Source organism: Clostridia bacterium (assembly GCA_017554615.1).
Classification (GTDB): domain Bacteria; phylum Bacillota; class Clostridia; order UMGS1840; family HGM11507; genus SIG450.
Genome location: JAFZHY010000013.1, coordinates 96223 through 120110 on the forward strand (window position 1 = coordinate 96223; position 23888 = coordinate 120110).

Annotated in this window: 24 protein-coding genes, 3 tRNA genes and 1 pseudogene; 2 read left to right on the forward strand and 26 right to left on the reverse strand. The window is 33.1% G+C overall.

Annotation, left to right across the window (positions count from 1 at the left end; all coding sequences use genetic code 11):
• Positions 1-9 precede the first annotated feature (9 nt).
• The 8 genes and pseudogenes from IKZ35_03115 to scfA form a co-directional block, all read right to left on the reverse strand.
• The gene (locus IKZ35_03115) at positions 10-873 is read right to left on the reverse strand and encodes an LCP family protein (protein MBR4892956.1); all 864 of its coding nucleotides are present in this window, start codon (positions 871-873) and stop codon (positions 10-12) included.
• A 325-nt stretch (positions 874-1198) separates the two neighbouring features.
• Positions 1199-1856 (reverse strand): annotated as a pseudogene (locus IKZ35_03120) (site-specific integrase).
• Positions 1857-1930: 74 nt separating this feature from the next.
• Positions 1931-5002, reverse strand: coding sequence for a leucine-rich repeat protein (locus tag IKZ35_03125; protein ID MBR4892957.1), 3072 nt, complete (start codon positions 5000-5002; stop codon positions 1931-1933).
• Positions 5003-5392: 390 nt separating this feature from the next.
• Positions 5393-6934, reverse strand: coding sequence for a lysine--tRNA ligase (gene lysS, locus IKZ35_03130; protein MBR4892958.1), 1542 nt, complete (start codon positions 6932-6934; stop codon positions 5393-5395).
• A gap of 23 nt (positions 6935-6957) precedes the next feature.
• A complete protein-coding gene (gene greA / locus IKZ35_03135; GenBank protein ID MBR4892959.1) occupies positions 6958-7431 on the reverse strand; it encodes a transcription elongation factor GreA in 474 nt (157 codons plus the stop codon).
• A 59-nt stretch (positions 7432-7490) separates the two neighbouring features.
• Entirely contained in the window at positions 7491-8201 is a 711-nt protein-coding gene (locus IKZ35_03140) for a hypothetical protein (protein ID MBR4892960.1), read from the reverse strand.
• Between the two features lie 67 nt (positions 8202-8268).
• Positions 8269-8448: a hypothetical protein gene (locus IKZ35_03145; protein ID MBR4892961.1), complete on the reverse strand. Its 180-nt coding sequence runs from the start codon at positions 8446-8448 to the stop codon at positions 8269-8271.
• A 131-nt stretch (positions 8449-8579) separates the two neighbouring features.
• Positions 8580-8726 carry a six-cysteine ranthipeptide SCIFF gene (gene scfA / locus IKZ35_03150; protein ID MBR4892962.1) on the reverse strand — a complete coding sequence of 49 codons (147 nt, stop codon included), beginning with the start codon at positions 8724-8726 and terminating at the stop codon, positions 8580-8582.
• A gap of 195 nt (positions 8727-8921) precedes the next feature.
• Between scfA and IKZ35_03155 the strand changes: the two genes are divergently transcribed.
• Positions 8922-9371: a YhcH/YjgK/YiaL family protein gene (locus IKZ35_03155; protein ID MBR4892963.1), complete on the forward strand. Its 450-nt coding sequence runs from the start codon at positions 8922-8924 to the stop codon at positions 9369-9371.
• Positions 9372-9423: 52 nt separating this feature from the next.
• Here IKZ35_03155 and safA read toward each other — a convergent pair whose 3' ends face one another.
• The 6 genes from safA to IKZ35_03185 form a co-directional block, all read right to left on the reverse strand.
• Positions 9424-10023: a SafA/ExsA family spore coat assembly protein gene (gene safA, locus IKZ35_03160; GenBank protein ID MBR4892964.1), complete on the reverse strand. Its 600-nt coding sequence runs from the start codon at positions 10021-10023 to the stop codon at positions 9424-9426.
• A 212-nt stretch (positions 10024-10235) separates the two neighbouring features.
• A complete protein-coding gene (locus tag IKZ35_03165) occupies positions 10236-10457 on the reverse strand; it encodes a four helix bundle protein (GenBank protein ID MBR4892965.1) in 222 nt (73 codons plus the stop codon).
• Positions 10458-10646: 189 nt separating this feature from the next.
• A tRNA-Tyr gene (locus tag IKZ35_03170) sits at positions 10647-10731 on the reverse strand.
• Positions 10732-10807, reverse strand: a tRNA-Thr gene (locus IKZ35_03175).
• A gap of 74 nt (positions 10808-10881) precedes the next feature.
• Positions 10882-10958, reverse strand: a tRNA-Pro gene (locus IKZ35_03180).
• Between the two features lie 79 nt (positions 10959-11037).
• Complete coding sequence (locus IKZ35_03185; protein MBR4892966.1) at positions 11038-11697, reverse strand: ABC transporter ATP-binding protein; 660 nt, start codon at positions 11695-11697, stop codon at positions 11038-11040.
• A gap of 167 nt (positions 11698-11864) precedes the next feature.
• Between IKZ35_03185 and IKZ35_03190 the strand changes: the two genes are divergently transcribed.
• Positions 11865-14072 (forward strand): ATP-dependent Clp protease ATP-binding subunit, encoded by a 2208-nt coding sequence (locus IKZ35_03190; GenBank protein ID MBR4892967.1) that lies wholly within the window; start codon positions 11865-11867, stop codon positions 14070-14072.
• A 55-nt stretch (positions 14073-14127) separates the two neighbouring features.
• Here the strand turns inward: IKZ35_03190 and IKZ35_03195 are convergent, their stop codons facing one another.
• The 12 genes from IKZ35_03195 to IKZ35_03250 form a co-directional block, all read right to left on the reverse strand.
• Positions 14128-16188, reverse strand: a complete 2061-nt coding sequence (locus IKZ35_03195) for a hypothetical protein (GenBank protein ID MBR4892968.1) — start codon at positions 16186-16188, stop codon at positions 14128-14130.
• Between the two features lie 322 nt (positions 16189-16510).
• Positions 16511-17266, reverse strand: coding sequence for a ZIP family metal transporter (locus tag IKZ35_03200; protein MBR4892969.1), 756 nt, complete (start codon positions 17264-17266; stop codon positions 16511-16513).
• A gap of 9 nt (positions 17267-17275) precedes the next feature.
• The gene (gene proC, locus IKZ35_03205; GenBank protein ID MBR4892970.1) at positions 17276-18058 is read right to left on the reverse strand and encodes a pyrroline-5-carboxylate reductase; all 783 of its coding nucleotides are present in this window, start codon (positions 18056-18058) and stop codon (positions 17276-17278) included.
• Positions 18059-18125: 67 nt separating this feature from the next.
• On the reverse strand, positions 18126-19328 hold the full coding sequence (locus IKZ35_03210; protein MBR4892971.1) for a pyridoxal phosphate-dependent aminotransferase: 1203 nt from the start codon (positions 19326-19328) through the stop codon (positions 18126-18128).
• An 89-nt stretch (positions 19329-19417) separates the two neighbouring features.
• Positions 19418-19771, reverse strand: coding sequence for a YraN family protein (locus IKZ35_03215; GenBank protein MBR4892972.1), 354 nt, complete (start codon positions 19769-19771; stop codon positions 19418-19420).
• Positions 19768-20361, reverse strand: a complete 594-nt coding sequence (locus tag IKZ35_03220; GenBank protein MBR4892973.1) for a ribonuclease HII — start codon at positions 20359-20361, stop codon at positions 19768-19770. Before IKZ35_03220 ends, IKZ35_03215 begins: the two co-directional genes overlap by 4 nt.
• The gene (gene ylqF / locus IKZ35_03225) at positions 20358-21203 is read right to left on the reverse strand and encodes a ribosome biogenesis GTPase YlqF (GenBank protein MBR4892974.1); all 846 of its coding nucleotides are present in this window, start codon (positions 21201-21203) and stop codon (positions 20358-20360) included. Before ylqF ends, IKZ35_03220 begins: the two co-directional genes overlap by 4 nt.
• Positions 21200-21904, reverse strand: coding sequence for a signal peptidase I (gene lepB / locus IKZ35_03230; protein ID MBR4892975.1), 705 nt, complete (start codon positions 21902-21904; stop codon positions 21200-21202). The genes ylqF and lepB overlap by 4 nt, the downstream gene beginning before the upstream one ends.
• An 80-nt stretch (positions 21905-21984) precedes the next feature.
• Positions 21985-22326 (reverse strand): 50S ribosomal protein L19, encoded by a 342-nt coding sequence (gene rplS, locus IKZ35_03235; protein MBR4892976.1) that lies wholly within the window; start codon positions 22324-22326, stop codon positions 21985-21987.
• A gap of 106 nt (positions 22327-22432) precedes the next feature.
• Complete coding sequence (gene trmD, locus IKZ35_03240; GenBank protein MBR4892977.1) at positions 22433-23170, reverse strand: tRNA (guanosine(37)-N1)-methyltransferase TrmD; 738 nt, start codon at positions 23168-23170, stop codon at positions 22433-22435.
• Entirely contained in the window at positions 23167-23664 is a 498-nt protein-coding gene (rimM, locus tag IKZ35_03245; protein MBR4892978.1) for a 16S rRNA processing protein RimM, read from the reverse strand. The genes trmD and rimM overlap by 4 nt, the downstream gene beginning before the upstream one ends.
• Positions 23661-23888 (reverse strand): KH domain-containing protein, encoded by a 228-nt coding sequence (locus IKZ35_03250; GenBank protein ID MBR4892979.1) that lies wholly within the window; start codon positions 23886-23888, stop codon positions 23661-23663. The genes rimM and IKZ35_03250 overlap by 4 nt, the downstream gene beginning before the upstream one ends.

Consider the following 23888-nt stretch of genomic DNA (forward strand, 5'->3'; position numbering starts at 1 on the left):
CTTAATTTTTTATCTTGACACTAATATTTCATTTACCAATGTATTGGTTGCCTCCTGGTCATGAATATAATCAGAAGAGGTAGAAGACGGAACACCAGGAAGAAGATAAGTTTCCATACTGTCCCCTGTCATTGCTTTTAAAACTGACATAAGCGAGGTAAGGTCAGTTACATCAATGTTTGTTTTAACGCTTGAGATAACCTCTGTATAAATATCGTCAATTTTGTCTATATTTGCAGCGTTTAACTTTTGTTTGAAAAGTTCTTCAATAAACATCTGCTGATTTTTAACCCTGTACACATCCCCTAACGGATGGCTTCTAAATCTGCAAAATTGCTCTGCCTTTGCTCCGTCAAGAATCTGCGGACCTGGATATAAGTCTATATATAAATCTTGATAAGGGTCAACATAATACATCCTGTCAGGAACATTGATAGAAACTCCGCCCAAAACATCTACTATGTTTTTAAAAATATCAGGGCTTATAACTGCATAGTAGTTAACAGGAAGACCGATAATTTCAGTAACCTTTTCAATCGCTCTCTGGTGGTTATTGCCACCGTATGCAGAATTTATTTTTGCATTTCTTCCGTTTATATTAACTCTTGTATCCCTTGGTATTGAGATAACACTTATTTTATTTGTCTTAGTGTTTATCGATGCAAACAAAATTGTATCTGTAAGTGTTTTTGTATGCTTGTCCGTAGCCATAATGAGCATATTCACTCTGCCACCCACAGCCTTAACAGTTCCAAGGTCATACTGATTGTTTGCTGTATATATATAAACTCTTGCAGACAATACGCCCATTAAAGACATCATGCACATAATAAGAACAAGAGTTATAATTCTAAAAAACTTCATTAAATTCAAAACCGTCTCATCTCCGTATTTTAATCTTAATATACTTAATTCTATCATATATATTATAAAATTTAAAGGGTTTTTTATTATAAATAGAATTAATTATATAAAAACTGCAATATCAGAAGTATATCGATATTGCAGTTTTAAAGTTTTTAATTTTTATTTATCAAGTGGCTTCATTGTTGGGAATACACTTTGCACATTCCCATAACTTCTTATAAGTTATTATAACCCATAAATTCAAGCCTTGTCAATACCTGATATTTCACATATCTCCTTATAATTTCTTATATCTCTGTCGTAAAATGTCGTAAAAGTTGTCGTAAAACCTCTAACAGATTTTGATTTTACCTTCCAATCTTGCAAAAGATGCCTGTTTCCGCTCCTTTGTCGCTTCGTTGTACACATTCATTGTTGTACTAATATCTGCATGTCCCATAATTTCCTGAATGATTTTCAGGTCTGTTTCATTCTCACAAAATCTTGTACAAAAGGTGTGTCTTAATGAATGACAACTAAAGTGTGGTATCAATATCGGCTCTCGGCGTTCCTTTGCTGCACGTTCAATTTCTTGCTTATTACAAGCTTCATAAATGCGTTTTATGGCTCTGTTTATTGCATGGGGATTGTGTACATATCCAAACCTGTTTTTGAATACAAAACCCAAATAACCATCTATAATCGTTGTGTTAGAGCCTGTTTGAAACTGTCGCATTTTCTCTTGTAATAATGCTTTTCGTACCGCTCCAAACATAGGCACAATTCTTTTGCCTGATTTCGTTTCGTCGTTGTAATGTGCATTTCACATTTACCATCATCTTGTTGCCAGTATATCAAATTATGATTGATATAATACCATCTTTGAAATCGCAATCTTCCCAAGTCAAACCAATAATTTCACCAACGCTGCACCCTGTACCAAGAAATACAGTAAACAAGGGTAGCCATTGCTGATACTCTTTTGAGTTAGCAACAAAATCAATAAACATTGCCTGTTTTTCAGCATAAAAAGAAATGTGCCAAAAACATTCGTTTTTGACACATCCATTTAATAAGGCTTCAATTATAAATCTATCTTTTTAGATAATGTTATAGGTTGTAAATGGGATGTCCAAACAAAAACCTTTGCATAAGATGCATCTGATTTTTTAGCCAACGACAGGCTTGTTATATCGTTTACAACAAAATTTTCCGAATTTATATCCAGCATCCTATCATCAGAATCATATGTGGCAACGTAAACAATAGCTTCACCTGAAAAATCTTCTACGATAACATCGAAATACCACTTTGTAGAGCTGGCAATAAAATCAACATTTAAATCCCACGTTTTTGTATTAACAAAAGGTATTTCGTTTTTCGCTGCATATGTTTGTGCATATGTTCCTGTTTCACCATAGATAGTCAATTCATCACAATTTTTAAATGCATTATCACCTATCGTTGTTACTGTATTAGGTATTGTTGCTTTTTGAACATTAATACAACCATAAAAAGTTTTGTCTCCGATATGTGTTATATTTTCGCTTATCACTATCTCTCTTACATTTGCTCTATTGCTATACCAAGGTATATCTGATGTTGTAGGATAGTTTGGCATTGCCCCCTTGCCAGTAATACTTAAAAGTCCATTATCATACAAAACCCATTCAATTCCGTTTGCATCAATTCCATTACCAAAAACCTTCTGAACCGTGACTAAACAAGATGTTTCATAACCACCATCTATTGTTTTTGCTGTAATCACTGCTTCGCCCTTTCCAATAGCGGTAACAACACCATTATCTACTGTTGCAACCTCTTCATTTGACGATATCCATTCTATGTTTTTGTTTGTTGCATTGGACGGAAATATTGTCGGAATAAGCGTTTCTGTATTGTTAACAAATATAGTTACGGAAGTTTTATTAAGAGAAATTCCATTAACAAATATTGGATAATGAACAGTAGCTGTGTCCAAAGGTGAATTATTTGATGCAATTAATATTTTTCCCCATTGCTCTTCAGTTCCGTTATAATAAATATCTTTTAGTTTTGCGCATCCATAAAAAGCGTACTTATCAACATCAATCAGAGTGTTTGGAACATTAATGCTTACTACATTAGAACACCCATAGAAAGCATACGTGCCTATGTGTGTTACTTTACTAGAAAGTGTAATGTTTTTTAAAGAAGTACATTTATAAAAAACATAGTCTTTAATTTCTGTAGCATTTTCTGGAACAACTAAATTTGTTAGTATTTCATCATTAATAATCAAATCTCCACCATTGCAAAGTGGATTTGCGGTAATACTTTCAAAATCAATATTAAACCAAGCGAGCAAATCTGTTATATATATTTTTTCTAAAGCAGAACAATTAGAAAAAGCATATGTGCCGATATTAGTTATGTTTTCAGATAGAACTATACTTTTTAAATTCTGACATTTATAAAATGTGTAATCTTTTATCTCTGTAACATTGTCAGGGATAGTTATATCATCTATTATGTCATTATTCAAATAAAAATCTGCGTCATTACATAATGGGTTTGAGGCACTACCACTAAAATCGATATTACACCATGCCGCAATATCTGATATATATACCTTTTCCAAATTAGAACAGGTAACAAATGCGAAGTTGCCAATGGTTACAACGCTTTTCCCTATTGTTATATTTTCCAAACTGCCACACCATGCAAAAGCATACGAACCTATGCTTTTAACACTATCTGGAATCACTATGCTCGTTATATTGCTGCAGCTTGCAAATGCAGAGTCTCCTATACTTATTACTCCATTTGGAATTGTTATATTATCTAAGTTGCCACAGTGATAAAAGGCATTGTTTCCAATTCGTGTAACTCCTGACGGCATAGAGATATATGTTAAGTTGTCACAATAAGAAAATACATAATCGCCAATGTCCGTAACGCTTTCAGGCAAGATATAAGTCTGTTCGCTTCTTCCAGCACCATACCGAATCAATGTTCTTTTGTTTTTATCATAAAGGACTCCATCAATCGAACAGTAGTTTTCATTATTTACATTTACATTTATGTTTTTCAACTTATCACAAGAATCAAACACATCACCCGAAATATTAGTTGCCCCGATTCCAATTTTTATATTGACTAAATCATAACAAGCAAAAAAAGCTGAACGCCCAATGTTAGTAACACTATCCGGAATTTCGACATCTGTTAAACTATGACAATTGGCAAATGCTTGAACTCCTATGTCGGTTACACTTTCAGGAAGCGAAAAATTAGATAAATTTCGACATGCCCAAAAAGCATTTGTCCGTATTTCCAATAATCCTTCTGGAAATGTAACATTAACTAAATTATCACAATTAGAAAAAGCAGAACTACCTATGATTTTCACACTATCAGGAATTTTATATGCTGCATCACTTTTTGCTATAGGATAATTAATTAATATTGTCTTATTTTTATCAAAAAGCACTCCATCTAATGAACTATAATTCTGATTGTTATCGTTGACAGTTATCTTGCGCAGTTTATCACAGCTATAAAAAGCAGTATCTGCGATATTTTCAACACCGCTACCGATTGTAATACTATCTATATTTTCGCAATAGGACAAGGTGCCTCCTTCTATATTTGTTACTCCATTAGGTATTACTATATTTGTCAAACTTTCACAATACGAAAACGCATAGTTACCAATATGTGTTACGGTATCAGGAATTGCCACAGCTGTTAAATCCCAACAATAATAGAATGCATATTCATCAATACTTTCAATGGTGTTTGGGAGTTCTATGTCAGTTAAATAATAACAATAAGCAAACGCAGAAGTTCCAATCCTTTTTACACTATTCCGAATAGTTACTTTTGTAATACTGAAACTATAAAAAGCTCTGTCTCCTATGCTGGTCACACCAACATCTATTACAACAGTTTTAATTTTACTGCGATTAGAATACCATGGGGTTGATGACACACTTGTGTAGTTTTCCATATCACCTATCCCGCTTATTGTAAGTGTTCCCGAGTCATCAAGAGTCCATGTCAAATTATCTCCGCATGTGCCACTTGAAGCTGCATTGACTGTAATAGGGATAAATGAAATAAGACTTGCCATAATACTAAAAATTAATATCAAGCTCAAAATGGTTTTTCTCATAATTATAAAGCCTCCCAACAAAAAATGCGTAGCCCATATTTCAGAGCTACGCACGAAAAACATACAACCCTGACGATAAGGCTGCTAGACACTTATACTTGCATTTCCTCGCAAGGTTATAAAGTTAGAGTGCACACTTTTGCCAAATTAGCGTACACCTTGCGACGAATAAATATACTTAACCCATTATAAGCATAGTATGTAGCATAACTATTATATCACTAAAAGTCAAATTTTTCAATATTTTTGATACAGTTAACATATCCTTGCCAAAAGTATATGTTAAGAAGTCCTGAAATTTTTGCTCTTTTATTATAAAGATATTACTTTTACATAAAAAACTGCAATATCAGAAGTATACCGATATTGCAGTTTTAAAGTTTTTAATTTTTATTTATCAAGTGGCTTCATTGTAGGAAATAATAAAACATCTCTTATTGCCTGAGAGTCAGTAAGGAGCATACACATTCTGTCGATACCAAAGCCGATACCGCCTGTTGGAGGCATACCGATTTCCAACGCGTTCATAAAGTCTTCATCGGTTGTATTTGCTTCCTGGTCGCCTAATGCAAGAAGTGCTTCCTGCGCTTTAAATCTTTCTCTCTGGTCAATCGGGTCGTTAAGTTCTGAATATGCGTTTGCCATTTCCCAACCGTTCATAAAGAATTCAAATCTTTCAACATATTCAGGATTTTCCGGTTTTTTCTTGGTAAGCGGAGAAATCTCAATAGGGTGGTCCATAACAAATGTAGGCTGAAGAAGATGCTCTTCAACATATGTTTCAAAGAAGAGATTTAAGATATCGCCTTTTTTGTGGTGTTCTTCAAATTCAACATGATGTTTCTTTGCGATTTCTTTTGCTTCCTCACAAGTTTTAATTTCGTTAAAGTCAACCCCTGAATATTTTTTAACAGCGTCAACCATTGTTATTCTTTCAAACGGTTTGCCTAAATCCATTTCTATACCGTTATATACAATTTTTGTAGTACCAAGAACTTCATTTGCAACATGACGGTAAAGATTTTCAGTTAAGTCCATCATACCGTGATAATCAGTATATGCCTGATAAAGTTCCATAAGGGTAAATTCAGGGTTATGACGGGTATCGAGGCCTTCGTTTCTGAAAACTCTGCCTATTTCATAAACCTTTTCCATTCCACCTACGATAAGACGTTTTAAGTACAACTCTAATGATATACGAAGTTTAAAATCTTCGCCAAGTGCATTAAAATGAGTTTCAAAAGGACGAGCAGCAGCACCACCTGCGTTTGATACAAGCATAGGTGTTTCAACTTCCAAGAAACCTTGCCCGTCTAAGTATTTTCTTATTGCAGAAATAATTTTTGAACGTTTGATAAAGGTATCCTTAACATCATTGTTCATAATAAGGTCGATATATCTTTTACGGTATCTTAAATCAGTATTTGTCATTCCGTGGAACTTTTCAGGAAGCGGCTGAAGAGATTTTGTAAGAAGAGTTATATTATCAACTCTAACAGAAATTTCACCAGTCTGAGTAGTGAAGACTTCGCCTGTTGCACCTATAATATCGCCGATATCAAGTTTTTTAAAGCGTTCGTACTCTTCGTCTCCCAATATATCTTTTTTAACAAAGATCTGAACCTGCCCGTCCATATCAAGTATATGGCAAAATCCAACCTTACCCATACCTCTTTTAGACATAATTCTGCCGGCAATACATACATTCTTTCCGTCAAGAGCAGAGATTTTGGCAGTTATGGTTTTTGTTTCTCCATGAACCTGAATTTCTCTTTCTTCGGTTGTATAACCTTCTGAAATATCTTTAGAGGAATGAGTTCTTGAAAACTTAGTGATTACAAAAGGGTCCTTCCCTTCTTTAACTAAATTATCAAGTTTTTCAATTCTAACTTTTTTAAGTTCGTTAATATCAGTATCAACGACATTCATCATCTGTTCGCTCAAGAGAATTCCTCCTATTTTGTGATCTCTAAAATTTTAAACTCCATAACACCCTGAGGTGCATCTACATAAACTTCGTCTCCCTCTTTTTTGCCAAGAAGAGCAGTTCCCAAAGGAGATTCGTTTGAAATTTTATACTGAGCCGGATTTGCTTCAGTTGAACCTACAATAGAATAAGTTATTTCTTCGTCAAACTCTTTATCAAAAAGTTTAACTTTACAACCTATGGTAACAATACCCTCGTTTAAGGAATCGTCTTCTATTACCTTTGCATTTTTTATAGTGTTTTCAAGTTTATTGATTTTTTCTTCAACTTCTGCCTGTTCGTTTTTTGCGGCATCATATTCTGCATTTTCGGATAAGTCGCCAAAAGAAAGTGCTTCTTTGATTTTTTCAGCAATTTCCTTTCTTTTTTCTGTTTTTAAGAATTCTAGTTGGTCTTTTAAACCCTGCAGACCGTCTGCAGTAAGTAATATTTCTTTAGACATCGCTAAATCCTCCAATTTACTAATCTATCAGTTTATTATATTACTTTAAAACTTTTATGTCAAGTGTTTTTTGATATGAAGAAGTCAACTTTGAATGGGTCTGAAATTATTTTATTATAAACTGCGTCGCTTATATTAAAAATATTGTCTTCTTCCTTAAAGTTTATCTTAATATCGCTTATTCCCTTTTTATTACAAGTTTCAAAAATATCAATGAGTTTGCCTGAGAGTGTGTTTAACTTTATTTCGGATGCTGATAGGTTTATAAGAATATCACAGTCAATATTTTTATACCCCTCTTTTATTACAACAGGCACACCTGTTGCTCTGTAAAATGCATCTGCATATCCCCTTATCTTTTCAGGACTTTTAGTATAGATACATAACATTTTAAGTTTGTTTCTTAGTTCAATAACTTTTTTTATTACAAAATCGGTTTTATAACCGTCAATAATTCCTAAAGTAAGGGTTCCCTCTTTTATACCTAAATAATTAGATAGTTTAAGGGCCATTTTATCCATATTATTTATAAGAATATTATTTTTTGTTACAACATTTATTTTACTTTCAAAGAAACTTATAAAGTTATGGGATATATTATTATCAAATGCAATATTAACTATCCTGTCTTTATTTAACTTTTTTATAAGTTTTTTTCTTGTTATTAAATACTCATTTGATATTTTATAAACTGATATTTTACCGTACATTTCTTTTTTTACCCTGAAGGGGAAATTACTGGTATTACTTTTTATTATAAGTGCGTTCAAAAAAACCACCCCTAATAATACCTATTAAAAAAAGCCCGGAATAATTCCGGACTTTCTTCTTTTTGTCTTATTTTCTTCTTTCCTCTTCGCTAACAATAGGTTCCTGAATAAAATTATATATCTCGTTATACCTTAAAAGTTCTTCCTCTGTTCCCATACCCGCAGCAACAAGACCTGTACAATCGCACAAAGCAGATACTTTAAAATCTTTCTCTTCCGGCAGTTCATTTTTTCTTTTTTCATTCACATTTTTCACCCCAAGATTATTTTATGCGTTTTTTTTATAGGTATTCTGAAAAATTTTAACATAAAAATTTAATTTATAAAAAAACAAGGCAATAATCTTTACGATTATTGCCCTTAACTTTTTAAAATATTTTATTTGTTAACTCTTTCGCATTTCTGGTTAGCAACTGTGCATGAAGTTTTACAAGCAGACTGACAAGAAGTCTGACATTCGCCACATCCGCCTTTTTTACTTGTTTCTTTTAAGTTACATGTTTTTAAAGTTGTAATATGTTTCATTTTTTATTCCCCCATTAATTAATTTTATTGTTTATATATTACCATATTATTCTTTTTAAGTCAACTACTTTTCTATCATTGTTTTTATTCCTGAATTTGTGAATATTTTAAGACAGTATAATCAAAAATATTCTTGATTTATTCAAAGGCTGTGATATAATAAGTTTAGCAAATTATTTTGAAAGGGTGGATAAAATGATTCTTGATAATATTAAGAACAAGGAACTTTATTTTAAATTAGGGGAAGGCTTTAAAATCGGTCTTGAATTTATCGAAAAATGCAGAAAAGAAGGAATAGAAACCGGAAAATATGAATTAGACGGAAAAAACGTTTATGCAAACGTTCAGGAATATAATTCCAAAGAAGAAGCTAAATTTGAAAACCACAATAATTATATTGACATTCAGTATATTCTAAAAGGTAACGAAATGATGTATTGGGAAGACCTTGCAAAATGCAGCGAGATGATCCCTTACAACCCTGAAAAAGATGTTACTTTCTATAACGATACTGACTCTGCAGTTGCACTTGAAGTTAACGAAGACGAATTTGCAATATTCTTCCCAAATGATGTACATAAACCAGGTATGAAAATCAATGAAAGTTTACCTGTTAAGAAAATTTTAATCAAAATTCATATTTAAAAAAAAGGTATTTCAGTCTTATGATTGAAATACCTTTTTTATATTGTTGCTTTTATCCTGTAAACATCTGTGTCCAATAGTTACCTTCCTTTACATATCCTACGCCAATTTTTGTATATTTAGAACTTAAAATATTTGCTCTGTGCCCTGAAGAATTCATCCACGACGAAACAACTGCTTCAGGTGTTCTCTGCCCTCTTGCTATATTCTCTGCCGCACTTCTATACGATATACCAAAGTTTTTCATCATATTAAACGGTGAACCGTATGTGGGCGATGTGTGAGAAAAATATTTGTTGTTTTTCATATCTTCTGATTTAATTCTTGCTACACGGGATAGTTGCCAGTCCATAGTAAGCGCTGATAGCCCATACTTCGCTCTTTCTTTATTTACAAGTTCTACAACTTTTCTTTCATAATCTGTAATCTCGGAATTTAGTGTTGGGATAGTTAATTTATCCCCCGGATATATTAAATCAGGATTTTTTATTTGCGGGTTAGCCCCTTTTATTTCGCTAAGGCCAACTTCGTATTTATTTGCTATTTTCCACATACTGTCCCCCGGTACTACCGTATGAGATACTAAGGCATATGCGTTGAATAAACTTAATGACAAAACAGCCGCAACAATACATATTCTTTTAATCTTCATATTCTTACCTCCTTTTTGAACACCTATTTAGGTTAACATAATATTTGAAATTATGCAAAGGAAGAAATTGGGGGGATGTGCAAAGCACAGTAATTATTAATTATTCATCAGCAGAGCGGCTTCATCATTCATTATTCATTAAAAAATCCTGTCAGACTTAATGAATGATGAATATTGAGTAATGAAAAATGAATAATACAAAACAAAAAATCCTATCTTTCGACAGGATTTTTGTTTTGGTGGGAGTTTGAAATAAAATCTGCTTTACTTTGTCCATAATTGGCTTCGTTTATATTTGCGCCAATACTTGTACCACTTCTAACTATTTGTTTAGATATTACACTCTCTTTTTTATCCTTAATTAAATATCTTTGTAACTTTATAATTCTTGCCGCAAAATCTATTGACTTTTCAATTAAAATGTTTTCCTTCATTATCATCACCAAGGATATTATATCAATAAAACTAAAGAAATTCAATTATTAATTATTCATTAGCGAAGCGGCTTCACCATTCATTATTCATTAAAAAATCCTGTCAAACTTAATGAATGATGAATATTGAATAATGAAAAATGAATAATACAAAACAAAAAATCCTATCTTTCGACAGGATTTTCGTTTTGGTGGGAGAGGGTGGATTCGAACCACCGAAGGCGGAGCCAACAGATTTACAGTCTGCCCCCTTTGGCCACTCGGGAACTCTCCCTGGAGCTGGTGATGGGACTCGAACCCGCGACCTGCTGATTACAAATCAGCTGCTCTACCAATTGAGCTACACCAGCAAATATTCAGTAACAACATTTCATATTATAAAATACTATTACCGATTTGTCAATACCCTTTTTTATCAAAAAGGTGGTCGAGGCGACAGGACTTGAACCTGCGGCATCTTGGTCCCAAACCAAGCACTCTACCAAACTGAGCTACGCCTCGAAAACAGTCAGTTTTTTACCAACGCAAAATATATTATACATATAATAGAGTGCTTTGTCAAGAATATTTTTAAATTTTTTTAAATTATTTTTCCGTTTCTTAATGTTATAAGTTTTGTAAAGTGTTTTTTGTAATCTAAGTTATGGGTTACCATAATTACGGTTACTCCGTTTTTATTGATTTGTTTTATTAAATTTATTATTACATCCGAAGAATCAGAGTCAAGATTGCCTGTCGGCTCGTCTGCTATAATTATCTTAGGTTTATTTATCATAGCACGGGCTATGGATACTCTTTGCATCTGCCCTCCTGACATTTCATTCGGCTTATGATATATTCTGTCTTCTAAACCTACTTTTAAAAGTTCTTCCTTTGCATATTCTATACGGTTTTTATGCTTTATTTTAGAATATGCCAGAGGAAGCATCACATTTTCAAGCGCTGTCATTCCTGGGATAAGATTAAAAGACTGGAATACAAAGCCTAAAGTTTTATTGCGAAATTCGCTTATTTTTCTATCCCCCAAACTCCATATATCCCTTCCCTCTATTTCCACTTTACCTCCTGTTGGTTTTAAAAGCCCTGCAATTATATTTGATAATGTAGATTTTCCGCTTCCCGATTGGCCTACAATACCCACAAACTCCCCTTTATTTATTTTTATGTTAATATCTTCCAGAACTTTGACCTTTGTTTTCCCTAAGATATATTCTTTGTTTATACCCTCTAACTTTATCATTTTATCCTCCGTTTTAAGTACAACACTAAATTATTCTAATAATAATTTTTTAGTTTTGTGCATTTATTAATAGTATGTAAATTATTTTAAAAAATATTGAAATTATTTGTTTTTTAGTATATGATTTATAATGTGATATGTTTTAAAACAAAAGGAGATTTATATATATGATATGTTGTAAATGCAAGAAAAACATGGCTGTTGTATTTATCAATAAATTTGAAAACGGTAAGCAGGTAAATGAAGGATATTGCCTTGCGTGTGCCAAAACTATGGGAATAAAACCGTTGGAACAGATGATGAATCAACTTGGTATATCCGATGCCGATTTAGAAAACTTAAACTCTGAAATGGGGGATTTTTTAAACGAAATGGGAGAGGGCAACAGTATGACACTTCCTCCTAACTTCGATTCATCCAAAAACGAAGCCTCCTCAAAAGGAGAAAAAATTGATTCAAAGAGTATGCTTGAAATTTATGGAACTTCCCTTACCCGTCGTGCAAGAGGTAACGAACTTGAAGTTGTTGTAGGAAGAGAAAAAGAAATTGAGCGTGTTCTTCATATTTTAAACAGAAAAACAAAGAATAACCCTGTGCTTTTAGGCGAACCAGGGGTTGGTAAAACTGCTGTTGCAGAAGGTGTTGCTATAAATATTGTAAAAGGCAATGTTCCTGAAAAACTGCTTGATTTTGAAGTGTATTTAATAGACTTTACTGCCCTTTTGGCAGGTACACAGTTTAGAGGTCAGTTTGAGGGAAGACTTAAAAAACTAATTGATGAAGTTAAGGCAAGAAAAAATGTTATTTTAGTTATTGACGAACTTCATAATATTGTGGCTGCAGGAGATGCAGACGGAGCAATGAACGCTGCAAACATTCTAAAACCTGCTCTTTCAAGAGGGGAAATAAGAGTTATCGGTGCTACAACCTTTAACGAATACCGAAAGCACATTGAAAAAGACTCTGCTTTAGAAAGAAGATTTGCCCCTGTTAATATTGACGAGCCAAGCGAAGAAGATTCATTTGAAATTTTAAAAGGGTTAAGACCGTTTTATGAAAATTATCATAACATCACTTTGTCTGATGAGGTTTTAAAAACTGCAGTTTCACTTTCTAAAAGATATATTCCTGAAAGATTTTTGCCTGATAAGGCTATTGACCTTATAGACGAATGCGGGTCTAAGAAAAACTTAGAGAACAAAAAACTTGCAGAACTTAACACTCTTAACAAAAAACTTTTAAAAGTTATAGAAGAAAGAGAAAACTTAGAAAAAGTGGAAGAAAATATTGATCCTGATTATCAGAAAATTTCTGAACTTAAAATGGAAGAATTAAAGATAAATGACAGGATAAAGGAACTTGAAAAAGATTCATTAAATCTTCCTGTTACGGTTGAAGATGTTGTTACGGTGGTTGAAAAGTTATCAGGCGTTCCTATCACCGACCTTAAGGAAAACGATATTAAACTTTTAAAAGATTTAAAAGAAAGAATGAACGAAAGAATTGTAGGACAGGATGATGCTCTTGACACAGTTTCTTCAGTTATAAGAAGAAACAGAGCAGGTCTTATAAAGAAGAAAAAACCGTCTTCCTTTATATTTGTCGGGCCGACAGGTGTTGGTAAAACCGAACTTGTAAAGACTCTTTCAAAAGAAATTCTCGGTACAGAAGATGCAATTATAAGATTTGATATGTCTGAATATATGGAAAAACACACAGTATCAAAACTTATCGGCTCTCCTCCTGGATATGTTGGATATGACAATGCAGGTCTTCTTACAGAAAAGGTCAGAAGAAACCCTTATTCAATTATTCTTTTTGATGAAATTGAAAAAGCACATACTGATATATTTAATATTCTTCTTCAGGTTTTAGATGACGGAAAACTTACAGACAGCCACGGAAAGACTGTTCATTTTGAAAATACAGTGGTTATTATGACATCTAATGCAGGGTCTGATTACCGAAGTTCATCATTTGGGTTTATTGAAAATGAGAAAGAGTCAAGCAAGGAAAAGGTAAAAAGCGCTTTAAAAGAATTTTTCCGTCCTGAATTTTTAAACAGGGTTGACGAAATTGTTATATTTAATCATCTATCTAAAGAAAATATCAAAGGGATTGTAGATATAATGATTTCTGATTTACAAAAAGACCTTGACGATAAGGAAATTAAAATAAGACTTACAGAAGATGCAAAAGATTATCTTGCCACTAAAGGTTATGACGAAAAGTTTGGCGCAAGGCCTTTAAGGCGACTTATTCAAAAAGAAATAGAATCAGTACTTGCAGATATGTATATAAACGAAAAATTAAAGTATAACGACTTGGTTGAAGTTGGTTGTAAAGACAGCAAACTTACATTTAATATTATTTAATTTAAAAAACTTCGGAACTTTAATTCCGAAGTTTTTTATATTCTTTTGGGCAATTCTATTTTGCAACATATTCTTTAACAATTTCTTCAATCATTGCTTTAACATCAGATTCAAACATTAATTTTTCTCTTACACCATTTCTTGTAAAGTAAAGATTAACACCATCAAATTCCAATGCTCCATCAGATAAAGTATTGCTAAGTGTTCCTGCGTTTATTAAAAGAGATGGATACTTTCCATTACTTGCAGCAATTTCAAGAATAGCATTTACTTCTGCACTGTTTTGTGTTCCTATTCCTACAAGTTTATTTTTCAAATCTCCGTATAGAGTATTACCAATATTTAACTCATTTGAACCGTTTGCTTTTGATGCATCCACTCTGTAGCCTATTAATATATTATTGTTTCCGCCTGTAAGATTAGCACCACTATATGCACCTATAAGTGTATTTGATGACCCTTTGTTATCCTTACCTGAGTGCATCCCTACATATACATTATTGGAAGTGTTTTCATTTGCATATCCTGCTAAATGCCCGATACCTACATTATATTTACCGGTAGTAGTATTTGATAATGTAGAATGTCCCACACCTACATTACTGGTTGCTTTATCTTCCTGTCCGTTTGCATTTTTTACAGAAGTCATTTTATTACCTGAACTTGTTCCGATAGAAATATTGTAGTCGCCACCGCCACCTTTATATTGAGCCATTTCTCCTATTGCTATATTGTTATTGTTGGTAGTTGATACTCCTTTTTGTGCGTAAGAACCTATTGCTATATTAGATTTTCCGCCAACACGGCCAGCCATACTTCCGTGACCAACCGATATATTGTCATTACCATTTGTAGTATCAGTTTGTGATGCTGAACCAAGGGCTATATTTCTCTGGCCAGAGGTATTACGCCATAATGCATCTGCACCTATTGCAATATTAAATCTTCCTGTTGTATTTCTGGTAAGTGCAAAAGTTCCTATTGCATAGTTTCTATCTCCGCTTATATTTTCAGCCAGTGCAAGTCTTCCCAATGCAACATTACGGCTTCCTACTGTATTATCACGAAGTGCTTCAGTGCCGATTGCGGTATTCCAGTACCCGCTTGTGTTATTAGCCATAGCATCTTTGCCTATACCGACATTAAGTTCTCCTGTTGTATTATACTGACCGACATTTTTCCCAAGATATACATTTCCTTGCGATGAATCTGAAAGTTGCATTTCTACTGTTTTGTTTCCGTTTTCGTCTAAAAATTCAACTTCTGCAGAATTTTCAGATATTATTTTTTTAATTGAAATGTTTTTTATAGTTCCATCAAAAATGCCTGACTCTTTAAGTGGGTCTGCAATATCTGTGAGTAATATTTTAAAATCACCATTTTCTTTAGAACGGATACCGAATGCATAATGTTTTGGGCCTCCGCCATTATAGGTTATAAAAGGTTCAGAATTTCCTATTACCACACTGAATGCAACCGAAGCATTAGGGCTGGATGCTTTAGAACAGTCAGTTACATCAAATTCTATCTGATAAAGGTTAGTTCCTGTGTTTTCAGGCATATTAAATACTAAAGGTGTTACTTCGCCTATGGTATGTTTAAATCCGTTTTTAAAATCACCTGTCCAGCCTTTAGATTCCCAACCGTAAGGACTGGCAAGTTCTTCGCCTAAAATAACACTATATGTATTCTCGTCATTAGAAGTAATTAAAACACTTTTATTTACATCATCCCATTTAACCGAAACATCAAGACTTTCTGCTACTGCTCTTACAGGGACTAAAGTTCTTCCGTCTATTATAACAGGTGCCACATCTAAAGATGACACACTGCTATCTTTAACTAACATTTTATCATCAACCTGCATAACAACTGTTTTTTCATTTTTTGTTCCTACTATTGTCTTAGTATCAGAAACCCATTCTACCGATGCACCAAGTTTTTCAAAAATGCCTCTCATAGGAACCATTGTTCGTCCGTCGATAATTTGAGGGTTTACATCAAATATAACTTCCTCTCCGTCTACATAAACCGATATATCGCCTTGTGCAGATACAGTTAAGGAAAGTGCAAAGGTTAAGGCAACCACCATAAATAAGATTTTTAATTTTTTCATAAAAAACATCCTTTCTGTCGGTTGGAATTAGTACACTTTTTAAAGGATATTTATCAAATTAAAAAAGTGTATGGCCGAGGCCATACACCGAAAAATACAGCTCCGGTCGCCAAACCAATTGCATCAGCCATAAGCACGCAAAAAAGAAGCTATATTTTTACCTATTGTAAAAATACGCACTTATGGCTAAAAATATTCAATTGGTTTGGCATTTTCTATTTTAACATAATATTTTTATTAATGCAATATAATATTATTATGCTTTTTTTGCAATAAAAAATGCAGTACCTAACAAGGTACTGCACTAAAAATAAACAAACTATTAAATTAAACCTATAAGTACAACCATTAAAATACCTGTAATTAAGGCAAAGGTTGCATTTTTTTGAAATCCGTGCTCATGAGATTCGGGTATAATTTCGTCTGACACAACATAAATAATTGCGCCGAATGTAAAAGCATTGAAAAACAAAAGAAGTACCGGTGGAAGTGTTCCTAAGATTATCCCCAATATAACACCAGGAAGCATCATAAGAGCGACAATTAGAGATATTAGAAATGTTTTAGCCTTACTCATACCTGACATAATAAGAGGAACTGCCACAATAAGCCCTTCAGGAATTTTCTGCACTACCATAGAAAGAGCAATAATAAGCCCTTCTTTAGTTAAACCTTCGGCAAACGAAAGACCTGTTGCCAACCCTTCAGGAATATTATGGATAGCGATTGCAATAATTAAAAGTAAGATTCTGTTGGTTGATTTATATTTTTTGTTATCCTCTTTTATTTCCCCGTCTGAATGGATATGTATATGAGGCACAAATTTATCAATAACACTTATAAATAAAGCACCCAAAAACACTCCCAAAACTGCCAGTAAGTTAAGTTTTATGGTATTTGTATCTAAAAAAGCAGACGGAAGCAAACCTAAAAAGGCAGCGCCAAGCATAACACCTGCTGCAAAGCCTAACAAGGCATCATTTGTTTTATGGGATATTTTTTTTACTAAAATTCCTAAAACAGAGCCTGATATACTGCTTATAATAACTGTAAGTCCGGCAAGAAATCCATACAACATAATTTTTCCCTACATTTCCTTTGTTCTTTTATAACATTTATCCATAGCACTAAGAAGAGTGCCTCTGAAATTCTTATCTTCAAGTTCTTTTACTGCACAAATTGTTGTTCCGTTAGGGGAACAAACCATATCCTTAAGTTCTCCAGGATGAATTCCAGTTTCCAACACCATTTTTGCAGAGCCTAAAACTGCTTGTGCTGCCATTTTAATCGCACTGTCTCTGGTAAGACCGTTTAAAACTCCCCCGTCTGCCAATGTTTCTATAAGCATATAAATATATGCAGGAGAGGAACTTGCAACTGCAATAGTTGCATCTATTAACTCTTCTTTTATAATCTGCACTTTGCCTGATTTTTCAAAAAGAGATTTTACAAAATTAAATTCTTCATCACTGACATTTTCGTCCTTTGCCATAACAGTCATACCTTCGCCTACCATTAAAGGAGTGTTTGGCATTGTTCTTATTATTTTATTGCTGTAATCAAGATATCCTTTAACTCTTTTAATAGTAATGCCAGGGGCAACGGTAACTATTACTTTATTTTTTATATCTTTCATATCGGATAAAACATCATTATAAAACTGAGGCTTTACGGTAAGAAAAATAATATCTGCCAAAAGGGCATCGGAAAAACTATCCATTAAGGACATACCATCATTCTTATATTTTTCATAAACATTTTTATTAACATCATAAATTAAAATATCTTCTTTTTTTACTGAGCCTTCTTTTACAATTCCACCGATTATTGCAGATGCAATATTACCTGCGCCGATAAATGCAATTTTCATATTTTTTCTCCTTGTTAAATATTAAAAAAGTTTATCAATCGCTGATTGATAAACTTTTTATTTATCTTTACTTTAAGTTATCTATGAACAGCGAAAGCCTTTTTACACCCTCATTTATGTTATCCATACTTGTAGCATAAGACCATCTTACATAGTTTGGTGCTCCAAACCCAGTACCCGGAACAAGAGCAAGTTTAACTTCTGATAAAAGAAGTTCGCATAATGTATCAACATTATCTATTACTGTATCATTATAAGTTTTGCCTAAAAGTGATGATATGTTCATCATTACATAAAATGCACCGTCAGGCTTAATGCAGGATACGCCATCTATATTATTTATTAAATCAACAAGATGGTTTCTTCTCTTAGAGAACGCTTCTTTCATTTTTAACATTTCATCTTTAGGACCGTTAAGCGCTGCAGTTGCCGCAACCTGTGCGATAGAATTAGGGTTGGATGTTGCATGGCTCTGGATATTGCTCATCGCTTTTGCAATTTTTATATTAGATGCAGTATAGCCTATTCTCCACCCTGTCATAGCATAAGTTTTAGAGACACCGTTTACAATAATTGTTAAGTCTTTTATCTGGTCATTAAAACTTGCTATGCTTACATAACTTTCTTTTCCGTCATAAACAAGTGCTTCATATATTTCATCAGAGATAACATATATGTTATTCTTTATAGCAAAGTCTGCTATTTCTTTAAGTTCTTCTTTTGTATAAAGCATCCCTGTAGGGTTTGACGGGTTGTTTAAAACAAGTGCTTTTGTTTTAGTGGTTAAAACCTTTTCTAAATCAGAAATAGAAAACTTAAAGTTGTTTTCTTCATAAGTTTCAACAAAGACAGGTTTACCGTCTGCAAGTTTAACCATTTCAGGATAACTTACCCAGAAAGGTGTTGGGATAATAACCTCGTCCTCAGGGTTAAGTATTGCCATAAATGCATTGACAAGCGAATGCTTTGCACCGTTTGAAACTACTATTTCTGAAATATCATAAGAAAGACCGTTTTCTTCTTTTAATTTATTAACTACTGCTTTTTTAATTTCAACTGTACCTGATGCAGGGGTGTACTTTGTAGCCCCGTCCATTATTGCTTTAATAGCAGCATCTTTTATATGTTTAGGTGTATCAAAATCAGGTTCTCCTGCTCCAAAGCCTACAACATCAATGCCTTCTTGCTTCATCATTTTAAATTTTGAATCGATAGCAAGGGTTGGAGACGGTGAAATACCTGCTGCTTTATTACTTATGGTTAAGCCCATTCTCATTTCCTCCGTGAATTTTAAAGATAAATTTATTTCATTTTATCATAAAATTCCATATATTTCAAGCAATTTTTGAAATTTCTAGATTAAAAAATTTCAAAAGCGTGTTTAATATGATTAATTTTAAGTTTTGGAAGATAAACTTCGATTATATCAAACCTTACCTTTTTATCAAATAAAAAATTTTTATTTAAAAATACTTTGGTTCCATATATTATATGCTTTGCTTTATTTTTATCAACTGCTTCTTTCGGAGCGCCAAAATTATCATTTTTTCTTGTTTTTACTTCTATAATTACAATTTCATCATTTTTTGAGGCTATTATATCTATTTCTCCGCCTTTTAGAGTATAATTTCTTTTTAAGATTTTATAGCCTTTTAAACTAAGGTATAAAGATGCAATACTTTCGCCTAAGTTACCTTTTTCTCTTTTTTTCATAGGTTTTTTAAAAAAGTCTTTCTGTGAATTTTTAAAGGCCCGTATTTTCTTAATGCTTCCATATGCTCTTTTGTACCGTAGCCTTTATGATTTTTAAAACCGTATTCTGGATAGATTTCATCCATTTTTAAAATAAATCTGTCCCTGCTTACTTTTGCAATTATAGATGCTGCTGCAATATTATATGATTTTGCATCGCCTTTTACCACTGTACGGTTATTTAAGATAATACCTCTGTTTTGGTTTCCGTCAATCAAAGCTAAATCAGGCTTTATTTTAAGGTTATTTATAGCCATATCCATTGCTTTTAATGTGGCATTTAAAATATTTATCCTGTCAATTTCTTCCTCGTCTACTGATGCGACAGAATAACAATATGCGTTTTCTAAAATTATATCGTAAAGCGCTTCTCTTTTCTTCTCGGTAAGTTTTTTAGAGTCGTTAACATCAGGTATTATGAAGTCTTCTTTCATAATTATTGCACAGGCATACACAGGACCTGCAAGAGGACCTCTTCCTGCTTCATCTACCCCGCATATTATATTATATCCTTCTTTTTTAATTTCTCTGTCAAATTCTATAAGGCTCATAATGGTTTCTCCAGACTTATTCTGCCAAGTTTCAATCCTCTGAATTCATCTAAAATTGTATTGGCGCATCTTGTTAAATCAATTTCTCCCCCTCTTATAACAAAGCCTCGTTTCTTTGCTATTTCTTCCATAAGTTCATAAGTATCAGCCTCAGGGGTAAAATCAACCTTATATCTATCCTTTAAATTATCAGGATAATTATTTTTTAAAAAATCGAGAAGATAAAAAGCAAGTTCTTCAATATCTAATATCTCGTCTTTTATAGAGCCTACAAATGCAAGTTTTCTTGCGACAATTTCATCGCTGAATTTATGCCATAAAATACCAGGAGTGTCAAGCAATTCATACCCTTTTTGAAGCCTCACCCATTGTTTGCCTTTTGTAACGCCCGGTTTATCGCCTGTTTTTGCACCTGCTCTTTTGGAAATCTTATTTATAAAAGAAGATTTACCCACATTAGGTATTCCTACTACCATCATTTTTATAACAAGATTAAGGTTATTTTCTTTATATTTTTCTATTTTTTCTTTTAAAACTTCGTTTATGCCCTCATATACATTGCTAAAACTTTTTGAGTCAATCGAATTTGTTTTAACCACTTTAATATTCTGTTTTCTGTAATAGTTTATCCAGTCGTTTGTGATATTATCGTCTGCCATATCCGATTTATTAAACACAACAAGACGAGGCTTATTTTTAATAATCTCGTCTATCAAAGGGTTCTTGGATGCAAGAGGAACTCTTGCATCAACAAGTTCAATTACTATATCAACTAATTTTAAGTTATCTTTTATAAGCCCCTCGGTTTTTTTCATATGACCGGGAAACCAGTTTATATTCATTTTATTCCTCCGAATTTATTTAACGGTAACAGTCTGAAAACTGCTTTTCCTACAATCTGCTCTCTTCTTACAATGCCGACTCTTGCGTCTCTGCTGTCTGAAGAGTTGTTTCTGTTATCTCCCATAACAAAAACACAATTTTTCGGAACTGTTAAAGGAAGTTCGGTAGACTTTTCTAAAGTGAATACGCCCTCATCAAGATATGGCTCATCAATTAAAGCACCGTCTACATAAACTCTGCCGTCTTTAATATCTATTGTCTGCCCTTCGGTTGCAATTACTCTTTTTATATATAAAGGCTTTTCTTTTGAATTATAGGAAATAATGCTTTTTCCTACAATAGTGCCTTCTTTTAGGGTAGGCGCAAGTACCACTATATCAGAATTTTTCGGTGTGTAAAAAAGCCTTGAAACAAAAAGCCTGTCTCCATGTGTTAAGGTAGAATTCATTGATGCACCGTCTACCTCAACATTTACAAAAACGTATAGATGAAGAACGGTTACTATAAGCAGAGCAACAGCGATTGACACTACCCAGTCAAAAAGTTCTTTAATAAAACTTTTCTTCTTTTTCGGCTCATTTTCTTCAAATACTTCAAATATTATTTCCTCGGAAGAATCGTTTTTTACATCTTGTTCGTTATTTTCTATATTTTCAAATGTTTCATCATTCATATTGTTGTTTTCAATATTTTCGCTCATTAAAATACCTCCAAAAAGTAAAACAGGCTTAAAAACATCTCACACATAATGCAAGTGCTTTCAAGCCCCTTTTTTTATTATTAGATTCTTTCTTTAACTTTAGCTGCTTTACCAACTCTGTCTCTAAGATAATAAAGTTTAGCTCTTCTAACTTTACCTTTTCTAATAATTTCGATTTTACCTATATTAGGTGAGTTAACAGGGAATGTTCTTTCAACACCTACACCGTAAGAAACTCTTCTAACTGTAAATGTTTCTGCGATTCCACCATTTTTCTTTCTGATAATAGTTCCTTCAAAAGCCTGAAGTCTTTCTCTGTTACCTTCACGAACTTTAACGAAAACTCTAACAGTATCACCAATATTTAATTCAGGCAAATCTGTTCTTATAAGATCAGCAGTAATAGATTTAATGATATCCATTGCTTTATCCTCCCTTCTTGCCTGGGAATTCATAAATAGCCCTTAAGCAAAATTCATTGCTAACTATCAGAGGAACACCCTAATACAGTTTAACATTGTATCATAATTATTTGTCTTTTGCAAGACTTTTTTTAATATTTTCTAAAATTTCTTCCTGTTTTTTACTTAAATTGGCATTTTCAAGAAGATCCGGCCTTTTTTTAAATGTTGCTTCCAATGATTTTTCAAAACGCCAGTCTTCTATGTTTTTATGATGGCCTGATAATAAGACCTCGGGAACTTTATGCCCCTCATATTCTTCGGGCCTTGTATATTGCGGATATTCCAAAAGATTATTTTCAAAAGATTCTTCTTTTATAGAATTTTCGTTTCCCAAAACTCCCGGAAGAAGCCTCAAAATACTATCGCATATAGGCATTACAGCCAGTTCGCCACCTGTTAATACAAAATCGCCTAAAGATAATTCTTCAGGGTTTAGTATATCAATAACCCTTTGGTCCACTCCCTCATAATGACCGCAAAGAAATATAAGGTGTTCTTCTTTTGAAAGTTCTTTTGCCATACTCTGATTAAAGGTTTTACCGTGAGGAGTTAAAAAGATAAACCTTGAATTTTCTTTTTTTACATGGTTATACGCTCTTATAACTGGTTCAACCTGCATAACCATTCCGTCTCCTCCGCCATACGGATAATCGTCAACCCTTCTGTGCTTATCCAGTGTGAAATCTCTTATATCAACTAAGTTAAGTTCAAACAGGTTGTTTTTAAGGCCACGCCCTGTAACCGATTCTCCCAATACTCCCATAATCATATCTGGAAACAAAGTTAAAATATCTATTCTCATATTTCATCTAAGCCCGGTATAATATGCACAGTCATACGGTTAGAGTCAAGGTCTGTGTTAATAATAACATCCTTAATAGCAGGAAGATACATAGGCTTTTTACCGTCTCTTTCAACTTCGTAGACATCGTTGGAACCTGTTCTTAAAACATTTTTTATAATTCCTAACTTTTCTCCGTCGTCTTTTACAACTTCCATGCCCAATATATCTTTTATATAAAATTCTCCGTCAGAAAGTTCTGGCAAATCTTTAACATACACTTCTGCTAATTGATTTTTTAAACTTTCTGCCGCTTCAACAGAGTCTACACCAAAAAAGGTAACAAAAACCATATTTTTAAAGAATTTTATTCCTTTTATTTTATATTCCTTATTATCAACTAAAAGATATTCAAACTCGTTAAATACCTCAATCTCGTCTAAATAAGGATATATTTTGACTTCGCCTCTTAAACCTCTTGTATTGACAATTTTGCCAACTTCAACTTTACTCATATTATATCAACTATAATCCTTTTATCAGTTTTTGCACCGGCGGCTTTCATAAGAGTTCTTATAGCCTGAGCATTTTTGCCCTGTTTACCGATGATTTTACCCATATCTTTTTCGTCAACTTGAAGGGTATAGTAAATAGTTCTTTCTTCTTCTCTTTCCTCAATTTTAACACTTTCTGGGTTGTCAACCAATGAGGAAGCAAGATAGTTAAGTAAGTCTTTCAT